14 protein-coding genes are annotated in these 17662 nt (G+C 40.8%); 11 read left to right on the forward strand and 3 right to left on the reverse strand.

Going from position 1 to position 17662, the window contains the following annotated elements; translation table 11 throughout:
* The first annotated feature begins 21 nt into the window (after positions 1-21).
* Both ABS766_RS01760 and ABS766_RS01765 read left to right on the forward strand, forming a co-directional pair.
* The gene (locus ABS766_RS01760) at positions 22-3303 is read left to right on the forward strand and encodes a protein O-mannosyl-transferase family (RefSeq protein WP_408083365.1); all 3282 of its coding nucleotides are present in this window, start codon (positions 22-24) and stop codon (positions 3301-3303) included.
* A gap of 46 nt (positions 3304-3349) precedes the next feature.
* Entirely contained in the window at positions 3350-3985 is a 636-nt protein-coding gene (locus tag ABS766_RS01765; protein WP_408083366.1) for a polysaccharide deacetylase family protein, read from the forward strand.
* Here the strand turns inward: ABS766_RS01765 and ABS766_RS01770 are convergent.
* Both ABS766_RS01770 and ABS766_RS01775 read right to left on the reverse strand, forming a co-directional pair.
* A complete protein-coding gene (locus ABS766_RS01770) occupies positions 3982-4278 on the reverse strand; it encodes a thioredoxin family protein (protein ID WP_408083367.1) in 297 nt (98 codons plus the stop codon). The two genes, ABS766_RS01765 and ABS766_RS01770, sit on opposite strands and share 4 nt — an antisense overlap.
* Before the next feature lie 83 nt (positions 4279-4361).
* Positions 4362-5585 carry a metallophosphoesterase gene (locus ABS766_RS01775; RefSeq protein WP_408083368.1) on the reverse strand — a complete coding sequence of 408 codons (1224 nt, stop codon included), beginning with the start codon at positions 5583-5585 and terminating at the stop codon, positions 4362-4364.
* A 336-nt stretch (positions 5586-5921) separates the two neighbouring features.
* On the opposite strand from ABS766_RS01775, the gene polA reads away from it, so the two are divergent.
* Positions 5922-8750, forward strand: coding sequence for a DNA polymerase I (gene polA, locus ABS766_RS01780; protein ID WP_408083369.1), 2829 nt, complete (start codon positions 5922-5924; stop codon positions 8748-8750).
* Between the two features lie 22 nt (positions 8751-8772).
* On the opposite strand, the gene rsmG is transcribed toward polA, so the two are convergent.
* Positions 8773-9402, reverse strand: coding sequence for a 16S rRNA (guanine(527)-N(7))-methyltransferase RsmG (gene rsmG / locus ABS766_RS01785; protein WP_408083370.1), 630 nt, complete (start codon positions 9400-9402; stop codon positions 8773-8775).
* Between the two features lie 109 nt (positions 9403-9511).
* Between rsmG and ABS766_RS01790 the strand changes: the two genes are divergently transcribed.
* The 8 genes from ABS766_RS01790 (at position 9512) to ABS766_RS01825 (ending at position 17605) form a co-directional block, all read left to right on the forward strand.
* Positions 9512-10606 carry a fatty acid desaturase family protein gene (locus ABS766_RS01790; RefSeq protein WP_408083371.1) on the forward strand — a complete coding sequence of 365 codons (1095 nt, stop codon included), beginning with the start codon at positions 9512-9514 and terminating at the stop codon, positions 10604-10606.
* Positions 10607-10621: 15 nt separating this feature from the next.
* Positions 10622-11119, forward strand: a complete 498-nt coding sequence (locus ABS766_RS01795) for a hypothetical protein (RefSeq protein ID WP_408083372.1) — start codon at positions 10622-10624, stop codon at positions 11117-11119.
* Between the two features lie 132 nt (positions 11120-11251).
* Positions 11252-12439 carry a pyridoxal phosphate-dependent aminotransferase gene (locus ABS766_RS01800; protein WP_408083373.1) on the forward strand — a complete coding sequence of 396 codons (1188 nt, stop codon included), beginning with the start codon at positions 11252-11254 and terminating at the stop codon, positions 12437-12439.
* 77 nt (positions 12440-12516) lie between these two features.
* The gene (gene purT / locus ABS766_RS01805) at positions 12517-13683 is read left to right on the forward strand and encodes a formate-dependent phosphoribosylglycinamide formyltransferase (RefSeq protein WP_408083374.1); all 1167 of its coding nucleotides are present in this window, start codon (positions 12517-12519) and stop codon (positions 13681-13683) included.
* A 92-nt stretch (positions 13684-13775) separates the two neighbouring features.
* Complete coding sequence (locus tag ABS766_RS01810) at positions 13776-14450, forward strand: response regulator transcription factor (RefSeq protein WP_408083375.1); 675 nt, start codon at positions 13776-13778, stop codon at positions 14448-14450.
* Position 14451: 1 nt separating this feature from the next.
* A complete protein-coding gene (locus ABS766_RS01815; RefSeq protein WP_408083376.1) occupies positions 14452-15825 on the forward strand; it encodes a HAMP domain-containing sensor histidine kinase in 1374 nt (457 codons plus the stop codon).
* Between the two features lie 94 nt (positions 15826-15919).
* Positions 15920-16639, forward strand: a complete 720-nt coding sequence (locus tag ABS766_RS01820) for a hypothetical protein (protein ID WP_408083377.1) — start codon at positions 15920-15922, stop codon at positions 16637-16639.
* Positions 16640-16678: 39 nt separating this feature from the next.
* Positions 16679-17605: a bestrophin family protein gene (locus tag ABS766_RS01825; protein ID WP_408083378.1), complete on the forward strand. Its 927-nt coding sequence runs from the start codon at positions 16679-16681 to the stop codon at positions 17603-17605.
* Positions 17606-17662: the final 57 nt, after the last annotated feature.

Below are 17662 nucleotides of genomic sequence, written 5' to 3' on the forward strand. Positions count from 1 at the left end.
ATTGGATCAATATAACTTTACATGATAACTTTTAACTATAAAAAATGGAATACCATTTTAGGGTGGACCGTTTTTGCTATTGCGCTCATTGTTTACATTATTACCGTAGAGCCTTCACTGAGTTTTTGGGATTGCGGTGAATATATAGCTACATCGGCCAAGCTGGAAGTAGGACACCCACCCGGTGCCCCGCTGTTTCAGATGATGGGTGCATTTTTTGCCATGTTTGCTAACGGTGCCGAAAATGTGGCCTACATGGTAAATATCATGTCAGTATTTTCCAGTGCATTTACCATATTATTTATGTTTTGGTCTTCTACCATAATTTTACGCAGTGTGGTAGAAAAATTTTCTGAAATTGACACTAATAATGCCATTGCCATATTGGGTACTTCGGCAGTTGGCGCGCTAACTTTTACGTTTTCTGATAGTTTCTGGTTCAATGCCGAAGAAGCAGAGGTATATGCCATGGCTTCTTTATTTATAGCCCTGCTGCTTTGGCTGGGCCTGCGCTGGGGGCAGGATATGCATACCCCGCGTGGCAATAAATGGCTGCTGATTATATCATTGGTTGTGGGGCTGTCTTTCGGTGTCCACTTTATGGCTATACTGGCCATACCTACCATTGGGTTTATATATTTCTTTAAAAACTATAAAGTAGTAACTGTAAAAAACTTTATTATAGCCAATATTGTTATCATAGCGATACTTCTTTTCATCTTCAAGTTACTATTGCCTTACACTATGGCGCTTTTCGGTAAAACCGAAATTTTTATGGTAAACTCCCTTGGCTTGCCATTTAACTCCGGTTCGCTCTTTGTGTTTTTTGCCATAGTGGCTGCATTTTATTTTGGCCTGCGCTATACCCGTAAAAAAAACTATCCGTTATACAATACCATATTACTTTGTGTATTGTTTATATTTATTGGTTTTTCTACCTGGATGATGTTGCCCATACGGGCTAATGCCAATGTGGTAATTAACGAAAACCGCCCAAGCGATGCCGCCGAGGTGCTTGCCTACTATAACCGCGAGCAATATGGTGAGCAGAAGCTTTTTTATGGCCCTATGTATAGCGATACCTACAGCGGTCTGGATACTGAAAACCCTTACCTTGATGAAAAGCCCAATTACCAGCGCGATTATAAAACCGGTAAATACGTAATTGTAAACAATTATAAGAACGCCAAACAAAATACCGATGATGCCCATAAAGGTTTTATGCCAAGGATGTGGAGCCCTGACCATGCGGTTAATTACATGAGCTTTACCCATCCGCTGGAGTTTAGATTAGACCCTACCTATGATTTTACAGACGACCTTTATCAAATGGGTATGCCTTTAAACCAGCTTAATGAAGAAGAATTAGGCCGGGCTCTGGCTGAGGTGCGCAACCAGGTGGAAGAATCTATAAACCAGTTTAGGAATGACTACAGGGCCGGCCGCGCCAACCTGAACGATTACAGCCGGTTTTTAAACAAATACAGCCGTTACCTTATTGTGGAAAAACCTTCCTTTCTGGACAATATGCAGTTTATGTTCCAGTTTCAGTTTGACTATATGTATTTCCGTTACCTGATGTGGAATTTCTCCGGAAGGCAAAATGACATACAGGGCAAATATGACAAATTTGACGGCAACTGGTTAACAGGAATCAAACCTTTTGATGAAATAAGGCTGGGCTCTCAGGATAATTTAACTACTGACCAGAAAAACAATAAAGCGCGTAATACCTATTTTATGCTGCCTTTTATACTGGGCATTATAGGCCTTGCTTTTCATGCCCGTAAAGACCCTAAGAGTTATTATGTGTTACTCACGTTATTTTTATTCACCGGCCTTGCCCTTAAAATATATCTTAACGAAAGGCCTTTTGAACCCCGCGAAAGGGATTATGCACTGGTAGGTTCGTTTTTTGTTTTTGCCATATGGGTAGGCTTTGGTGCTTATGCTATTTATGATTTTATAAAAACAAAACTTTCAGCCAAAATTGCGGGGCCAGTAGTTATTGCTGTTACCATGCTGGCAGCGCCAATACTTATGGCTTCCCAAAACTGGGATGACCATGACCGCAGTAACCGCTACACTGCCCTGGCTATGGCTAAGGCATACTTATCTTCGTGCGAGCCAAATGCCATATTATTTACCATTGGCGATAATGATACTTTTCCGCTATGGTATGCGCAGGAAGTTGAAGGTTACCGCACCGATGTGCGTATTGTAAATACCAGCCTGTTTATGACCGACTGGTATATAGACCAGATGAAACGCCAGGCTTATGAAAGCAAGCCAATGCCTATAAGTTTTACACACGACCAGTATAAGCAGGGCACACGCGATTATATGCTGTATGTGGGCGGCACAGATGCACGATGGGATATTGGGGATTATCTGGAATTCCTGAAATCTGATGATTCACGTACTACGAGAGAGTTACGCAATGGCCATAAAGTACATGTTTACCCTACCAACAAATTGCGTATTACTATAGACCGAGACCAGATTATTAAAAATAAAGTGGTGCCGCAAAAGTTATACGACTCTATTGTGCCTTATATTGACATTGATATTAAAGGCGATGCATTGTACAAGAACCGCCTGATGATGCTGGATCTTTTTTATAACAATAACTGGGAACGCCCTATATATTTTACCGGGGGTAGTTTTGGTGATGATGACTACCTGTGGATGAAAGATTACCTGGAACTGGACGGGCTAGTGTACAAACTGATTCCGGTAAAAACAGCAATTCCTGAAGACGGCAGCCCGCTTGATATGGGATATATTGATGCAGATAAAATGTATGACATTGTTATGGCATGGGATTGGGGCAATAGCGGCAGCCCGGATATTTACCATGACCCTGAAACACGTAAAAACAGTATTACTTACCGCACTAACCTGGCCCGCCTTGTAGAGAACCTTATCAATGAAGGTAAAAATGATAAGGCTAAAAAAGTAATAGACCTTGCCATGAAAGAAATGCCGGTAGAATACTTTGGCTATTATACTTTATTAGAGCCTTTTGCCGCCGGATATTATGAACTGGGTGAAAAGGCCAAGGCGAGGGAGTTACTGGATAAACTGATAAAGAAATACCAGGAAGAACTTACTTTTTATAAGGGCTTAAGCATACGCGACCAAAACAGTGCTGCCAGCGACATTTATGTGAGCATTGAGCGTTATCGTAGCTTGCTGTTACTTATGAAAGATGCCGGTGATGATGACAGGTATAATGCAGCACGTAAAACATTTAATGAGTATAAAAACAAATTTCCCCACCTTGGGTTAGATAATGAATAAAAAGAGGATGCTTCGGCATCCCTTTTTTATTACATAAGTTAACACTATGAAATGGTACTGGGTTAAAACCGGAAAGATAGTTAAGAAGTTATTTAGCGGTTACGTTTGGGATAAAACCGTTACCGGTAACACGGTATACCTTACTTTTGATGATGGCCCCACACCCGGCATTACCACATGGATACTGGAGCTTTTAAAACAGCATGATATTAAAGCTACTTTTTTTTGCATTGGCAAAAATATTACTGCCAACCCTAAGCTTTTTGAGCAGGTAGCAGCAGAAGGCCACAGTATAGGTAACCACACCTATAACCATGTAAACGGATGGCATACAGATTATAAAGAATATATAGATGATATGGAAGCCTGCGAAGCTACCATTGCAAATAAGGTGCCTGTACAAAAGCTTTTCAGACCACCGTACGGAAAGATGAAACGCAAACAGGGAAATTTTATTAGAAAAAAAGGGTATAAGATAATAATGTGGGATGTTTTGAGTGCCGATTTTGACCAATCTATCACTCCTTTGCAATGCCTTGAGAATGTAATAAATAATGCTACTGCGGGCAGCATTATTATATTTCATGACAGCCTTAAGGCCGAAAAAAACCTGCGCTTTGCGCTGCCAAAAACAATAGAGACACTAAAACAAAAGGGATATAATTTTGCAGCCTTACCTTAAACCTGTTCTTTTACAAGGCTTATTATAGTGTTAGCATCCAGTTCGCCACTTTGCCTCCATACCATTTGGCCGTCTTTATATATCATAAGTGTCGGCAATCCTTTTATCCTCAGGGCATCGGCAAGTTCCTGATTTTTATCCACATCAATTTTTATCACTTTGGCCTTATCGCCAAGGGCAGCCGCTACATCCCTGATTACGGGATGCATGGAAACCGAAGGCTCATTCCATTCTGTATAAAAATCTATAAGTACGGGTACTTCTGAGCTGATAAGTTCTCCGAATTTTGACATAAAGGAGTTTTAATTAAATATACAACCTATATTGGGTGAAAATTTCATACAAATATAGCATTTTTACAATATGGTGCTGCTAATTAACCTTTTTTTAGTGTAATAACTGTAATTTCCGGCCAAATCCCCGTCCTGCCGCCATAGCCATGAAAACCAAAACCCCGGTTTACATAAATATAACGCCCTAAATGCTCATAAAGCCCTGCCCACTGTTTATAAATATATTGTACAGGGCTCCATTTTATATAAGGGGGTACTTCTATACCAAACTGCATGCCATGGGTATGCCCGCTTAAAGTAAGGTGATAATTATGCGGGCTGTTTTTAACAACACTGTTCCAATGGCTTGGGTCGTGGCTCATCAGCACTTTAAAATCTCCGGGGGTCAACCCTTCAGAAGCTTTTTCAAGGTCTCCTGCTTTTTTAAAATTAAGGCCCCAGTTTTCTACCCCGGCAAGGGCTATTTCCTGACCTTTCTTCTTAATTTTTACATTTTCATTCAATAACAATTTAAAGCCTATGCGCCCATAAAGCGCTTTAATGGCCTCAAAGTTTTTATCTTTTGCTGCTTGTGACGGCCACTCGGCATATTCACCGTAATCATGGTTACCTAAAACTGAAAACTTTCCATAGGGTGCATTTTCAATTTTATTAAAAGCATCAATCCACGGATGCATTTCCTCCGCATACGTATTTACTATATCACCCGTAAAAAGTATAAGGTCTGCATTTTGCTCATTAATAAGGTTAATGGCATATTCAATTTTTTCGGCATTATCCAGGCTTCCGCTGTGCACATCAGATATCTGGGTAATTATAAAACCATCAAAATTATCAGGCAAATCGGTAAAAGTGAGTGTTTTTTTGCGCACTTTAAAATTATACTTTCCTTTTGCAATGCCATATAATAATGAAAGAAAAGGTATTGCAGCAAGCCCCATAGCCGTAAGGCTGACAAATTTTCTCCTCTCGGGTAAAAACCCACCTTCTCGCCCTTTAGTTATCAAATTGATACCACCTGCTATAATACGCACAATATCTTCCCCTAAAAGAATAATGGTAATGATCATTTTTGGTAATAAGGTGAGCAGCAGCAAGGCAACGGTAAACAGCGATCTTTTTGTTTGCCCGTGAGACCTGTCAAACGTAACAAAAGAATAAATTATATAGGCTAAAATAATAAGGGAAACCGCAAGATAAGCCCATTGTATCCATTTGGTTTTTATTACTGTCCTTACAGCTATGTAAGTATAAATTTCTGCAACAAGGCCAAAAAACAGGAAGAAAATTAATATGTAGCGAAACATTAGCGTAAATTATATCTGCCGAAAGCCATCACAAAACGTGCCATAAAGTTTATGTCAGTATGCCATGTCATGCTATGCTGTTATCACAGGATATAAGTATATACAGCCTATGTTTACCAGTGTGTATAATTTTAGCAAAACGCTATCATTCTGTTAGGGTTTCATTCACACGTTATGCATTATATTTGGCACATAAAGTAAAAGAAACGCTATTATAACTCTATATATACAACACCCTGTTATTTATTTAGATAGCAGGGTGTTCCCTTTATTAAACATTTGGGGCTTTCTATTCTGCTGGCGTTTGTTTATTTTTACCAAACAAATAACAACTTCATGTCACAGCAAAAACGACTTTTTCTTCTTGATGCATACGCACTTATATTCCGTGGATACTATGCTTTGATAAAAAACCCGAGAATTAACTCTAAAGGAATGGACACCAGTGCTATAATGGGTTTTATGAATTCATTGCTGGATGTTATTAAACGGGAACAGCCCGATCATCTTGCGGTAGCATTTGATAAAGAAGGAAGCGCTGTGCGTACTGAAATGTTTGCTGATTATAAAGCCCACCGCGACGAAACGCCCGAAGCCATAAAAATAGCTGTACCCTATATACAGGAAATACTTAAAGCCATGCACATACCGGTAATTGAGGAAGCCGGGTGCGAAGCGGATGACCTTATTGGTACCGTGGCAAAGCAGGCCGAAAAGCAGGGCTATCAGGTGTTTATGGTAACACCTGATAAAGATTTTGCCCAGCTGGTAAGCGAAAATATATTTATGTACCGCCCGGCAAGAATGGGCAACGCTATAGAAATATGGGGCATACCCGAAGTACTGGAGCGTTTTGAAATAGAACGTACCGAGCAGGTTATTGATTTTTTAGGAATGATGGGTGATGCGGTAGACAACATTCCCGGGTTGCCGGGAGTAGGAGAAAAAACCGCAAAAAAATTACTAAAAGAATATGGCAGTATGGAAAACCTGCTGGCCAATACGCATGAGCTTAAAGGTAAAATGCGTGAAAAGATTGAAGCCAGTAGAGATTTGGGTATGCTCTCAAAAAAACTTGCTACCATAATAACCGACTGCAATGTAATTTTTAATGAAAAAGATTACGAATTAAGCAAACCTGACACCGAAAAGGTTGAGGCGCTGTTTAATGAACTGGAGTTCCGCCGGATGATGGAGCAATTTCATAAACTCTTTTCTCATGGGGAAGAGTATGACGAGATAAAGAATACCGGCTACTCCCCTACTAAAACAATTACAAACCAGGAACAGCAATTTTCTTTATTTGAGGAAGGCGCTGCCGATGAAAGCGCAGGGCATTCAGGTTTTTACAATACGCTTGAAAACACCGACCATTTTTACCAATCGGTACAGGGCAACCTTGCTATAAACCTTTTATTGCAAGAACTGCTTAAACAAACAAGCGTGAGTTTTGATACCGAAACCACCGGTATATGCGCCCTTACGGCAGAGTTAGTTGGGATTTCCTTCTCGTGGGAAAAAGGCAGGGGATTTTATGTACCCATACCGGCAGAGCGTGAACAGGCACAGGAGATTGTAGATAAATTTCGTTCGTTTTTTGAAGCAGAACATATAGAAAAGGTGGGGCAAAACCTGAAGTACGACCTGGAAATACTGGCCAATTATGGCATAACGGTTAAGGGTAAATTTTTTGACACCATGATTGCCCACTACCTTATTAACCCGGACATGCGCCACGGTATGGACATACTGGCAGAAACGTACCTGAAATATTCGCCCATGCCCATTGAGGCGCTTATAGGGAAAAAAGGTAAAAACCAAAAAAGTATGCGCGATGTGGAACTGGAGCTTATTAAGGAATATGCCGTTGAAGATGCTGATGTTACCCTGCAACTGAAAGAGGTTTTTGAACCACGCCTGCAACAAACCGAAACCCAAAAACTTTTTGAAGAAATAGAGATACCGCTAATGCCGGTTTTAGCCGCAATGGAAACTGAGGGCATTAACCTTGATGTGGCTTATTTAAAAGAGCTGTCATCAGTATTAACAGATGACATAAAAACCCTTGAACTGCGTATTTATGAAACCGCAGGCCAATCATTTAACCTAGGCTCCCCAAAACAATTGGGCGAAATTTTATTTGACAAGCTTAAAATAGGCGGGGCAAAACAGAAAAAAACAAAAACAGGGCAATATGCCACTGGTGAAGAGATACTGTCTTACCTCGCTAAAGACAACCCGGTTGTGCAGGATATTTTAGACTGGCGCCAACTGGTAAAACTACAAAACACTTATGTAGATGCACTACCCTCTCAGGTAGAACCCCGTACTGGCCGCGTGCATACCGATTATATGCAAACCGTAGCAGCAACGGGACGGTTAAGCAGCAATAACCCCAACCTGCAAAATATACCTATACGCACTGAGCGCGGCAGGCAAATACGCAAAGCCTTTGTGGCGCGTGATGAAAACCATACGCTTTTAAGTGCTGACTACTCCCAGATTGAGTTGCGTATTATTGCAGCATTAAGCGGCGATACAGATATGATACGCTCTTTTCAAAACCGGGAAGACATCCATGCCAGTACGGCGGCAAAGGTATTTAATGTAGCCTTAGCCGAAGTAACACGGGAACAGAGGAGCAATGCCAAAACCGTAAACTTTGGCATTATATATGGCGTTTCGGCATTTGGGTTAAGCAACCAAACATCGCTTAGCCGTTCAGAGTCGAAAGACCTTATTGATGCCTATTATGCTACCTACCCTATGCTGAGAAACTATATAAACCAACAGGTAGAATTTGCCCGTGAAAATGGTTATGTAAGCACTATTTCAGGCAGAAGAAGGTATTTAAAAGACATTAATTCGGCTAATGCCGTTGTACGTGGCGCGGCAGAGCGTAATGCTGTAAATGCCCCTATACAGGGCAGCGCTGCTGATATTATTAAAATTGCCATGATAAACATTCATAAAAAACTTACCGAAGAAAACTGGAAAAGCAAAATGCTGCTACAGGTACACGATGAATTGGTTTTTGATGTTTATAACGAGGAGCTGGAGCGTATACAACCCCTAATAAAGCATGAAATGGAAAATGCTTTTGAAATGGCTGTACCACTGGAAGTAGAAATTGGCACCGGGCCTAACTGGCTTGAGGCGCATTAAGCCCGAGCTTTAATTATTTTTTTTACACCTTGTACTTCATTGCCAGGTGCACCACCTTTTTGGTATCAAAAAATTCATCAGAAAAATAATCAGAAAGCTCATAGAGCGTTACGCGCTGAAACACGCTGAGCTCTTCGGTAAGGTCTCCGCCCTTTAGGTATAGTATACCATTGGGCAGCGTATGCCTTTGCTCTTTCTTAACTTTGCCACGTACCCATTTTACAAAATCGGGCATGTTGGTAACAGCGCGGCTTACTATAAAATCGAATTCTGCATTAATATTTTCGGCGCGTTTTTGTTCGGCACGCACATTTTTCAACCCCAGGGCTGCGGCAACTTCCTGCACTACTTTTATTTTTTTAGCAATAACATCTACCAGGTAAAATTGCGTTTCAGGAAATAATATGGCCAACGGTATACCGGGAAAACCACCACCCGTACCCACATCAAGTACGCTGGAACCCGGCTCAAAGGTCATTACTTTGGCAATACCCAGGGAGTGCAGCACGTGGCGTGTATACAATTCGTCTATATCTTTACGGCTAATTACGTTTATTTTAGCATTCCAGTCTTTATATAGCCCTTCAAGTGCGCCAAACTGTTCCTTTTGGGTATTTGTAAGGTCAGGAAAACAGTGTAGAATTTCCTCCATGTTTAATTTTTTACAAAAGTACAATTTTCAGTTATGAAATTTTATGCTTATTTATGCATTTCACTTTTGATTAATAATTACCTTTGGTACTCTACTATTTAAGTGCAATATGACTTCAATCCAACCTGTTTTTTCAAAAAAAGACTCCCTAAAGTTTTTCAGGACGCTCAATAAGCGTGTTAACGAATATTTTAAAGAAAATAATATAAAAAAAACCGGAAACTGGAAGCTGCACCTTAAAGCGGCTGTAATGTTTTCGCTCTACCTGGCACCCTATTTTATAATCCTTACACTTGATTTGCCCTGGTGGGCTCAATTGCTGCTTACCATAACTATGGGTGTGGGCATGGCTGGCATAGGCATGAATGTTATGCACGACGCCAATCACGGCTCGTACAGCGGCAAAAGCTGGCTTAATAAAATAATGGGTAGCAGCATGTACCTGCTGGCAGGCAACGTAAACAACTGGCAGATACAGCACAACGTGCTGCACCATACCTATACAAACATACATGGTCATGATGAAGACCTTGAGGCCGGGCGCATCATCCGCTTTTCTAAGTCGGCGCAATGGATGACCATACACAAGTTTCAGCACTACTACTCGGTATTCCTTTATGGATTGCTTACGTTTAACTGGGCCATTACTACCGACATCAAACAGATGCGCCGCTACATTAAGCGCGGCCTGGCGTACGGAAAATTCCAAAGCCCGGTAAAACAATGGACTATATTGGTAATTACCAAAATAATTTACATTGCCATATGGATAGCACTGCCTATCATAATCGGCATTGCCTGGTGGAAGGTAATGATAGGCTTTTTTGTAATGCATTATGTTGCGGGGCTTATACTTAGTATTGTATTTCAGCTGGCTCATATTGTAGAGGAAACCGACAACCCTATGCCGGGTGAAAATGGCGAAATGGAAAATACCTGGGCCATACACCAGCTGTATACCACCGCTAATTTCGCACCTAAAAACCGTTTTGTAAACTGGTTTACAGGAGGGCTTAATCATCAGATAGAGCACCATATTTTTCCAAACATAAGCCATGTGCATTATAAAAAAATAGCCGAAATAGTAAAGCAAACTGCTAAGGAACATAACCTGCCATACCATGAGTTTCGCACCATGCGAGGGGCTATATTTGCCCACTTTAAACATCTTAAAGAATTGGGGATGAAGCCAGCTGTAGTTTAATTTGCTGAGAGGCTTATGGAAATAGTAGCAGAAACGTTAAAGTTATATGAGGTAACAATTATACATAACCTTTATATTAGCCTGCTCACTGTAAAACTGTTTTCCTGTTTTCTTGCGAAAGAAGCATATACTATTTCTAAACAAATTATCCGTTGGCTTATTATCAGCAGCGGCGGTTTATCCATCTTAAGCTGGATTATATATTTGGTCACAGCTAATAATATGTCTTATTCTTCAAGGGCTACGGGGCCTTATGCGGCTATGTATTGGCTTCTTATTTTCTTTTCCTGTATGCTTCCATTTGTATTGTTGTTTAAAAAATTTAAATACAAAGGCTGGGCAATATTTCTTGTGGCTCTCCTCATAAACACGGGCTGGCTTTTTGAGCGTTTTGTAATAATAGTTACGAGTTTGCACAGGGATTATTTGCCTTCCAGTTGGTCTATATATAATTCATTTGAACCATTACTTACCACATTGATTCGTGGTGTACTGATCGGTTTTTTTTTATAACAGGTATCAGTTTTGTTGTGACGAAGTACTCAAAAACTACCCGGAATAATGTAAACGTATTAAAATGAAACACAATTATAATTTCAATAGTTATCTTTGTATTGATTTTAAACTGCATAATACATAAAAAAGATGAACGCGCTTTCAGACAGGATCAACAACTTATCTACATCGCAAACGCTGGCCATGGCCGCAAAAGCAAGGGAACTTAAAGCCCAAGGTAAAGACATTATAAGCCTTAGCCTTGGAGAACCCGATTTTAATACGCCGGAGTTTATTAAAGAAGCCGCCATACAGGCCATACATGATAATTACAGCGCCTACCCTCCGGTAGATGGTTATGCCGAACTGAAGGAGGCCATTATTTTAAAATTTAAACGTGATAATGGGCTGGACTATAAAGCGTCTCAAATTGTGGTTTCAACAGGGGCTAAACAATCGCTTTACAACTTATGCCAGGTATTGCTTAACCCTGGTGACGAGTGTATTTTACCTGCACCCTATTGGGTAAGCTATGCCGAAATGGTAAAAATGGCTGAGGCTACTCCGGTAGAAGTGCCTACCAGTGTTGAGAGTGATTTTAAAATTACCCCGGCACAACTTGAAGCAGCCATTACACCAAAAACCAAGCTGATGATGTTCAGTTCTCCCTGCAACCCAAGCGGCTCGGTTTATAATAAAGAAGAATTAACAGCGCTTGCCAAGGTGCTTGAAAAACATCCTGATATTTATGTAATATCAGATGAGATATATGAACACATTAACTACAGCGGCAGTTTTTGCAGCATTGCCACTATACCGGGCATGTATGAGCGTATTATTACTGTAAATGGTGTAGCCAAAGCTTTTGCCATGACAGGATGGCGTATAGGTTATATAGGCGGGCCGGAGTTTATTGCCAAAGCCTGTACCAAAATGCAGGGGCAGGTAACCAGCGGTGCTAACAGTATTGCACAGCGCGCTACTATCACGGCACTACAGGCAGACCCAAGTGTATTGAAAGATATGGTTGATGCTTTTCACCGCAGGCGCGATTTAGTAGTAGGGTTAACCAATGATATTGAAGGGATGAAGGTGAACGTACCCGAGGGGGCATTTTATGTTTTCCCGGATGTATCATACTACTTTGGAAAAACATTAAAAGGTATGGAAATTAAAGATGCCAACGACCTTTCCATGTTCCTTTTAGAGCATGCCAATGTAGCTACCGTAACCGGCGATGCTTTTGGCAACCCTAACTGTATAAGGCTTTCATACGCTACCAGTGATGACGCATTGAAAGAAGCCTTTAAACGAATAAAAGAAGCTTTAACCGCATAACACTATCCCGCCCAACGGCGGGATTTTTTATACCTTTGCCCTTACAAAACCTTAAACAAACGGCAACTTTTTAAAACATGCAAAAAAAAATAGTATTATTAGGATCAGGAGAACTGGGAAAAGAATTTGTAATAGCCGCACAGCGCATTGGCCAGACAGTTATTGCAGTTGATAGTTATGAAGGCGCACCCGCCATGCAGGTTGCAGATGGCTTTGAAGTAATTAACATGCTTGATGGCGCTGCGCTGGATGCTGTTATAGCTAAATACCAACCTGATTTTATAGTACCCGAAATAGAAGCCATACGTACCGAGCGTTTTTATGATTATGAAAAGCAAGGCATTACTGTTGTACCTTCGGCCAAAGCAGCAAACTTTACCATGAATCGTAAAGCCATACGGGATCTTGCTGCTAAAGAGCTTGGCCTGCGTACTGCAAATTACCGCTATGCTACCTCAGCCGAAGAGCTTCAAAAAGCAGTAGCCGAAGTAGGCATGCCTTGTGTAGTAAAGCCCTTAATGTCATCAAGCGGAAAAGGACAAAGCACTATTAAAACACAAGACGATATAGAAAAAGCATGGAAATATGCTGTTGAAGGCAGCCGTGGCGATGTGGTAGAGGTAATTGTGGAAGCCTTTGTAAATTTTAATTCGGAAATTACACTATTAACTGTTACCCAAAATAATAACCCAACCTTATTTTGCCCACCAATTGGGCACCGCCAGGAACGTGGTGATTACCAGGAAAGCTGGCAGCCTGCACATGTGAGTGATGCAGCTATAGACGAAGCACAGGATATGGCACGGAAAGTAACCGAAGCTTTGGGTGGAGCAGGAATTTTTGGTGTTGAGTTTTTTCTTGCCGATGAAGGTGTATATTTTAGTGAACTTTCACCCCGCCCTCATGATACAGGAATGGTAACCCTGGCAGGAACACAAAACTTTAATGAGTTTGAACTGCACCTTCGGGCTATACTCAGCCTGCCTATTGCAGAAATAACCCTTGAAAAAACAGGGGCCAGCGCAGTAATACTTGCTACAGGCAGCGGTAAACCAAAATATACTGGTATGGAAAAAATTGCCGCTCTGCCTAGAACTGATTTCCGTATTTTTGGAAAGCCAACAACCCGCCCTTACCGCCGTATGGGTGTAGCACTGGTAAACGACACCCTGCAAACTCCAGTTGAGGAAGTTGTTGAAAAAGCGAAAGATGCGGCAAAACTTGTTGTGGTTTCCGAAAAATAATTATACAAACACCATCTTTCTTAAATTTTTATTGTTTTTAACAAGGCATTACTCGCTAAGTAGCTATTTTTGTTTTAAAGATAGTAGCCTATATGAAATTGTTGATTGTAGAAGATGAGCCCAACCTGCTCTCGATAATCCGTAAAGGGCTTTCGGAAAAAAACCACGATGTGAGCGCAGTGTTAGACGGTACTACCGCCCTGCAAATGATTGCTGCAAACACGTATGATGTGGTAGTACTTGATGTTATGCTGCCTGATATTAACGGTATAGAAATATGCCGGAGGGTACGCATGGCAGGCAACTATGTACCCATACTCATGCTTACTGCGCTTAACAGTAGCGATAATGTGGTAAACGGGCTTAACTCCGGCGCTGATGATTATATGGCAAAGCCTTTTAAATTTGCCGAGCTTGAAGCCCGCATTAACGCTTTGGCCCGCCGTGCAGGCCAGGATCATAAACAAGCCGAAATTATAAAAATTGATGACCTTGAAATAGACCGCCGCGCCAAAACAGTAGCCCGTGCAGGCGATATTATAACGCTTACTGCAAAAGAATTCCGTTTGTTGTATTACCTTGCCAAAAACAGTGGTACTATATTATCCAGAGAAAAAATACTGGATAATGTATGGAATATTAATTTTGACATGAATACCAATGTGGTAGATGTGTATATTAATTACCTCAGAAAAAAAATTGACAAACCATTTGGCACAAAGCTCATACACACCATAAAAGGGCTGGGCTATGTTTTAAAAACCTGATATGCGCATAAAAAAGAAAATCACCATTAATTACATAGCCCTTTCCTGCATTAGCACATTATTACTTTGCGGTGTGGTATTTTTTCTTTTTAAACGCAATAACGAATATTATTTTGTTAAACGCCTGGTAGACCGCGCTAAAATAGTAGCTTCAATACACTATCAGCACGACCCTGAAAAAGCACAATATTACCGTCAGCTTAAAGCCCACGGGCTGGAAGAACTTATTGATGAGGATGATTATGTGTTACGGGTAAACGGGGCAGAATCGTTTGAATATAATACCCGCCTGCACCTGCCCCCGGAGTTTTATAAAGAAGTGATGGAAAAAGGCTTTGGCTACATACAAAAAAGCCACCAGTATTTTTATGGGCAGGTATTTGACGAAAGCGGCATTAAATATATGGTTATTGTTACCGCGCGCGATGTGCGCGGTACTACCAGTACTATCTACATTTTACGTTTACTGCTAATATGCGGCATTGGCTTTATAACTATAGCTTATTTTTTTGGCCGTTATCTGGCACGCAAGGTTATTAACCCGGTATCGCACATAACAAAAGAGGTAAAACGCATTAGCGCCAGTAACCTGCACAGCCGCCTGCCTGTACCAGACTCTGATGCAAATGATGAAATATATGACCTTGCCGAAACATTTAATGATATGCTGGACCGGCTGGAAACAAGTTTTGAAATACAGGCCAATTTTATTAATAATGCCTCGCACGAATTAAAAACCCCAATAGCCACTATTATTGCAGAGAGTGAGATTGCACTGCTAAAAAAACGCGATGTAACCGAATATGAGCAAACATTGCAGAATATACTGCAACAGGCAACGCGCCTGGGCAACCTTACTGAAAGCCTGCTTAAGCTTACCCAAACCGGGTATGATGGCAAGAAACAGGTACAGGATATAGCGCGCATTGATGAAGTATTAATGGATGTAAAATCGAGCCTGGACAGGCTTTACCCCCAAAACCGCATTACTATAAACCTTGGCAACATGCCGGAAAATGAAGCCTTGCTTACTTTGCCGTGTAACCGGCCTCTGCTGGAGCTTGCTATAGGCAATGTTATTAGTAACGGGGTAAAGTATAGTGATAATGATGAGGTTTTTGTAACTCTTACGGCTACTAAAAAAAACATTCAGATTGTGATTACCGATATAGGTATAGGGATACCACCGGAAGACATCCCATACCTGTATGAACCTTTTTTCAGGGGAAAAGAAGCTACTAAATACAGTGGATACGGATTGGGATTACCGCTGGCCATGAAAATAATACGCATGCATGGCGGAAATCTTTCTGTACAAAGTGAACCAAAAAAAGGCACTATTGTTACTATATTATTTGAAATTTCTCGGGATTAGAATTTCTAATGTAAATTCTTATGAAATTTTAATATTGTTTTAAGCCCCCTGTAATATTCGGATTGTTGATTTGTAATGTAAACCCGCATTACCCATGAAAAACATCCTGATACCTACACAGCTCGAAGGAGATACTACAGACGCCGTAAAGCTGGCAGTAGCTTATGCCGATAAAAAAAAATGCATGATATATCTGCTGCAGGTTTATGATGTTCCTGATATGTATTCTGCAGGGTGGACATTAAAAACTATGGCGCCACAATATACCGCAGCACAATCGGCAGTATTGGATAAGTGCAGGCAGATAATTGATGCAAGCAACAATTGCCGATTAGCCATACACCTGCAATATGGTATAACCAAGCCACTGCTTAAAAATTTAATAGAACATAAGGATATTGGCCTTATAATGCTAACACCTATGTTTATAAAAGACAAAAAAAGCCACGTACTTACCAAAATGCTGCCAAAATGCACCTACCCTTTACTATACCTTGGCTATAATACCAAAAGCACACTCTTTAACAAGGCACTTTATATTGAACAGGAGAAAACAACAGTAGGCCTGCATAAAGTGCAGGAAATAGTGTATAGCGAGTTTAATTTTAATATAGTAAGCAGGGCCTGGGTGCCCAACGAACAAAAACCGGAAGACCTTGCCCCACTGTTAGCTGAGGCAATATTTAAAAATGACATTGACCTGCTTGTGGAAACCCGCTCGGCAGATACCGAGATGAAAAGAAAAAAAAACAGCAAAAGTGTAAATGAGGCCCTTGGCATGCCGGTGCTTTCGCTACACGAACAACTTATTTAAAATACCCCTAATATTATGTTACTAAGAAAAAGAATACCCATGCGATACGTGCTGGGAAAGATAAAAGTAGAATTGGCACTGGTAATTTTATATGCTATTGCTTTTGAAGTTGTTCACCATTTCTATAATGCCGGCTCTGTAAATATACCTATTGCAGTGCCTGCTATTTTAGGTACTATTATATCGTTACTGCTGGCATTTAAAAGTAACCAGGCTTATGACCGTTGGTGGGAAGCCCGCATTGTATGGGGCGCAATAGTAAACGATTCCAGGTCGTTAGTACGCCAGGTTATTGCCTTTTATAAAGATCCTGATTTTAGTATAGAAGCAAATAATTTTAAAGAGCGGTTTGCCAAAAGGCAGGCGGCCTGGTGTTATGCATTAGCACAGTCTTTAAGAGGTAAAGACCCTGTGAAGCCTATAACTACCCTGCTAACACCAGATGAATTGCGTTTTGTAAAAAACTTTAAACACGTACCTAATTCATTGCTAATGCTTCATGCAAAAGACCTTAAAAAAGCGCTTGAAGAAGGTCACATTAATGCGTACCAGCAAGTTGAGATGGATAGTATACTTACCCGCCTGTGTGATGCTATGGGTAAATGTGAGCGTATAAAAAATACTGTGTTCCCTACTACGTATAGTATGTATGTAAGGTTCACGCTGTTTTTGTTTATCATACTGTTGCCTTTTGGATTAAAAGATTCCCTGGGCTGGCTGCAAATACCTGTAGTAGCCGTTATTGGCGCAGCTTGCTTTCTTATCGAAAAAATGGCCATCCACCTACAGGATCCTTTTGAAAGCCGCCCTACCGATACCCCTATGCTTAGTATTTCCACAAACATTGAAAAAAACCTTATGCAGATGGTAAATGAATATAGGGACGAATTTGAGCATGAAGCTGCCACTACTGATGAAAGCCTTGCCAATACCGAGCCTGTAAAAAATGCTTATTTTGTTTTGTAAATAATTGGTTGGTTGATACTCCCCCCAGCGGAGTATTTTAAACCGTCTGCCACACTC

It is taken from the genome of Flavobacterium rhizosphaerae (assembly GCF_046000445.1).
In the GTDB taxonomy this organism is placed as follows: Bacteria; Bacteroidota; Bacteroidia; order Flavobacteriales; family Flavobacteriaceae; genus Flavobacterium; species Flavobacterium rhizosphaerae.

Bases quoted from the DNA above. Each gene is read 5' to 3' on its own strand.
- ABS766_RS01810 (WP_408083375.1), top strand. From the start codon at position 13,776: ATGAAATTGTTGATTGTAGAAGATGAGCCCAACCTGCTCTCGATAATC.
- rsmG (WP_408083370.1), bottom strand. From the start codon at position 9,402: ATGGAGGAAATTCTACACTGTTTTCCTGACCTTACAAATACCCAAAAG.
- ABS766_RS01760 (WP_408083365.1), top strand. From the start codon at position 22: ATGATAACTTTTAACTATAAAAAATGGAATACCATTTTAGGGTGGACC.
- ABS766_RS01820 (WP_408083377.1), top strand. From the start codon at position 15,920: ATGAAAAACATCCTGATACCTACACAGCTCGAAGGAGATACTACAGAC.
- ABS766_RS01815 (WP_408083376.1), top strand. From the start codon at position 14,452: ATGCGCATAAAAAAGAAAATCACCATTAATTACATAGCCCTTTCCTGC.
- ABS766_RS01775 (WP_408083368.1), bottom strand. From the start codon at position 5,585: ATGTTTCGCTACATATTAATTTTCTTCCTGTTTTTTGGCCTTGTTGCA.
- polA (WP_408083369.1), top strand. From the start codon at position 5,922: ATGTCACAGCAAAAACGACTTTTTCTTCTTGATGCATACGCACTTATA.
- purT (WP_408083374.1), top strand. From the start codon at position 12,517: ATGCAAAAAAAAATAGTATTATTAGGATCAGGAGAACTGGGAAAAGAA.
- ABS766_RS01800 (WP_408083373.1), top strand. From the start codon at position 11,252: ATGAACGCGCTTTCAGACAGGATCAACAACTTATCTACATCGCAAACG.
- ABS766_RS01825 (WP_408083378.1), top strand. From the start codon at position 16,679: ATGCGATACGTGCTGGGAAAGATAAAAGTAGAATTGGCACTGGTAATT.
- ABS766_RS01770 (WP_408083367.1), bottom strand. From the start codon at position 4,278: ATGTCAAAATTCGGAGAACTTATCAGCTCAGAAGTACCCGTACTTATA.
- ABS766_RS01765 (WP_408083366.1), top strand. From the start codon at position 3,350: ATGAAATGGTACTGGGTTAAAACCGGAAAGATAGTTAAGAAGTTATTT.
- ABS766_RS01790 (WP_408083371.1), top strand. From the start codon at position 9,512: ATGACTTCAATCCAACCTGTTTTTTCAAAAAAAGACTCCCTAAAGTTT.
- ABS766_RS01795 (WP_408083372.1), top strand. From the start codon at position 10,622: ATGGAAATAGTAGCAGAAACGTTAAAGTTATATGAGGTAACAATTATA.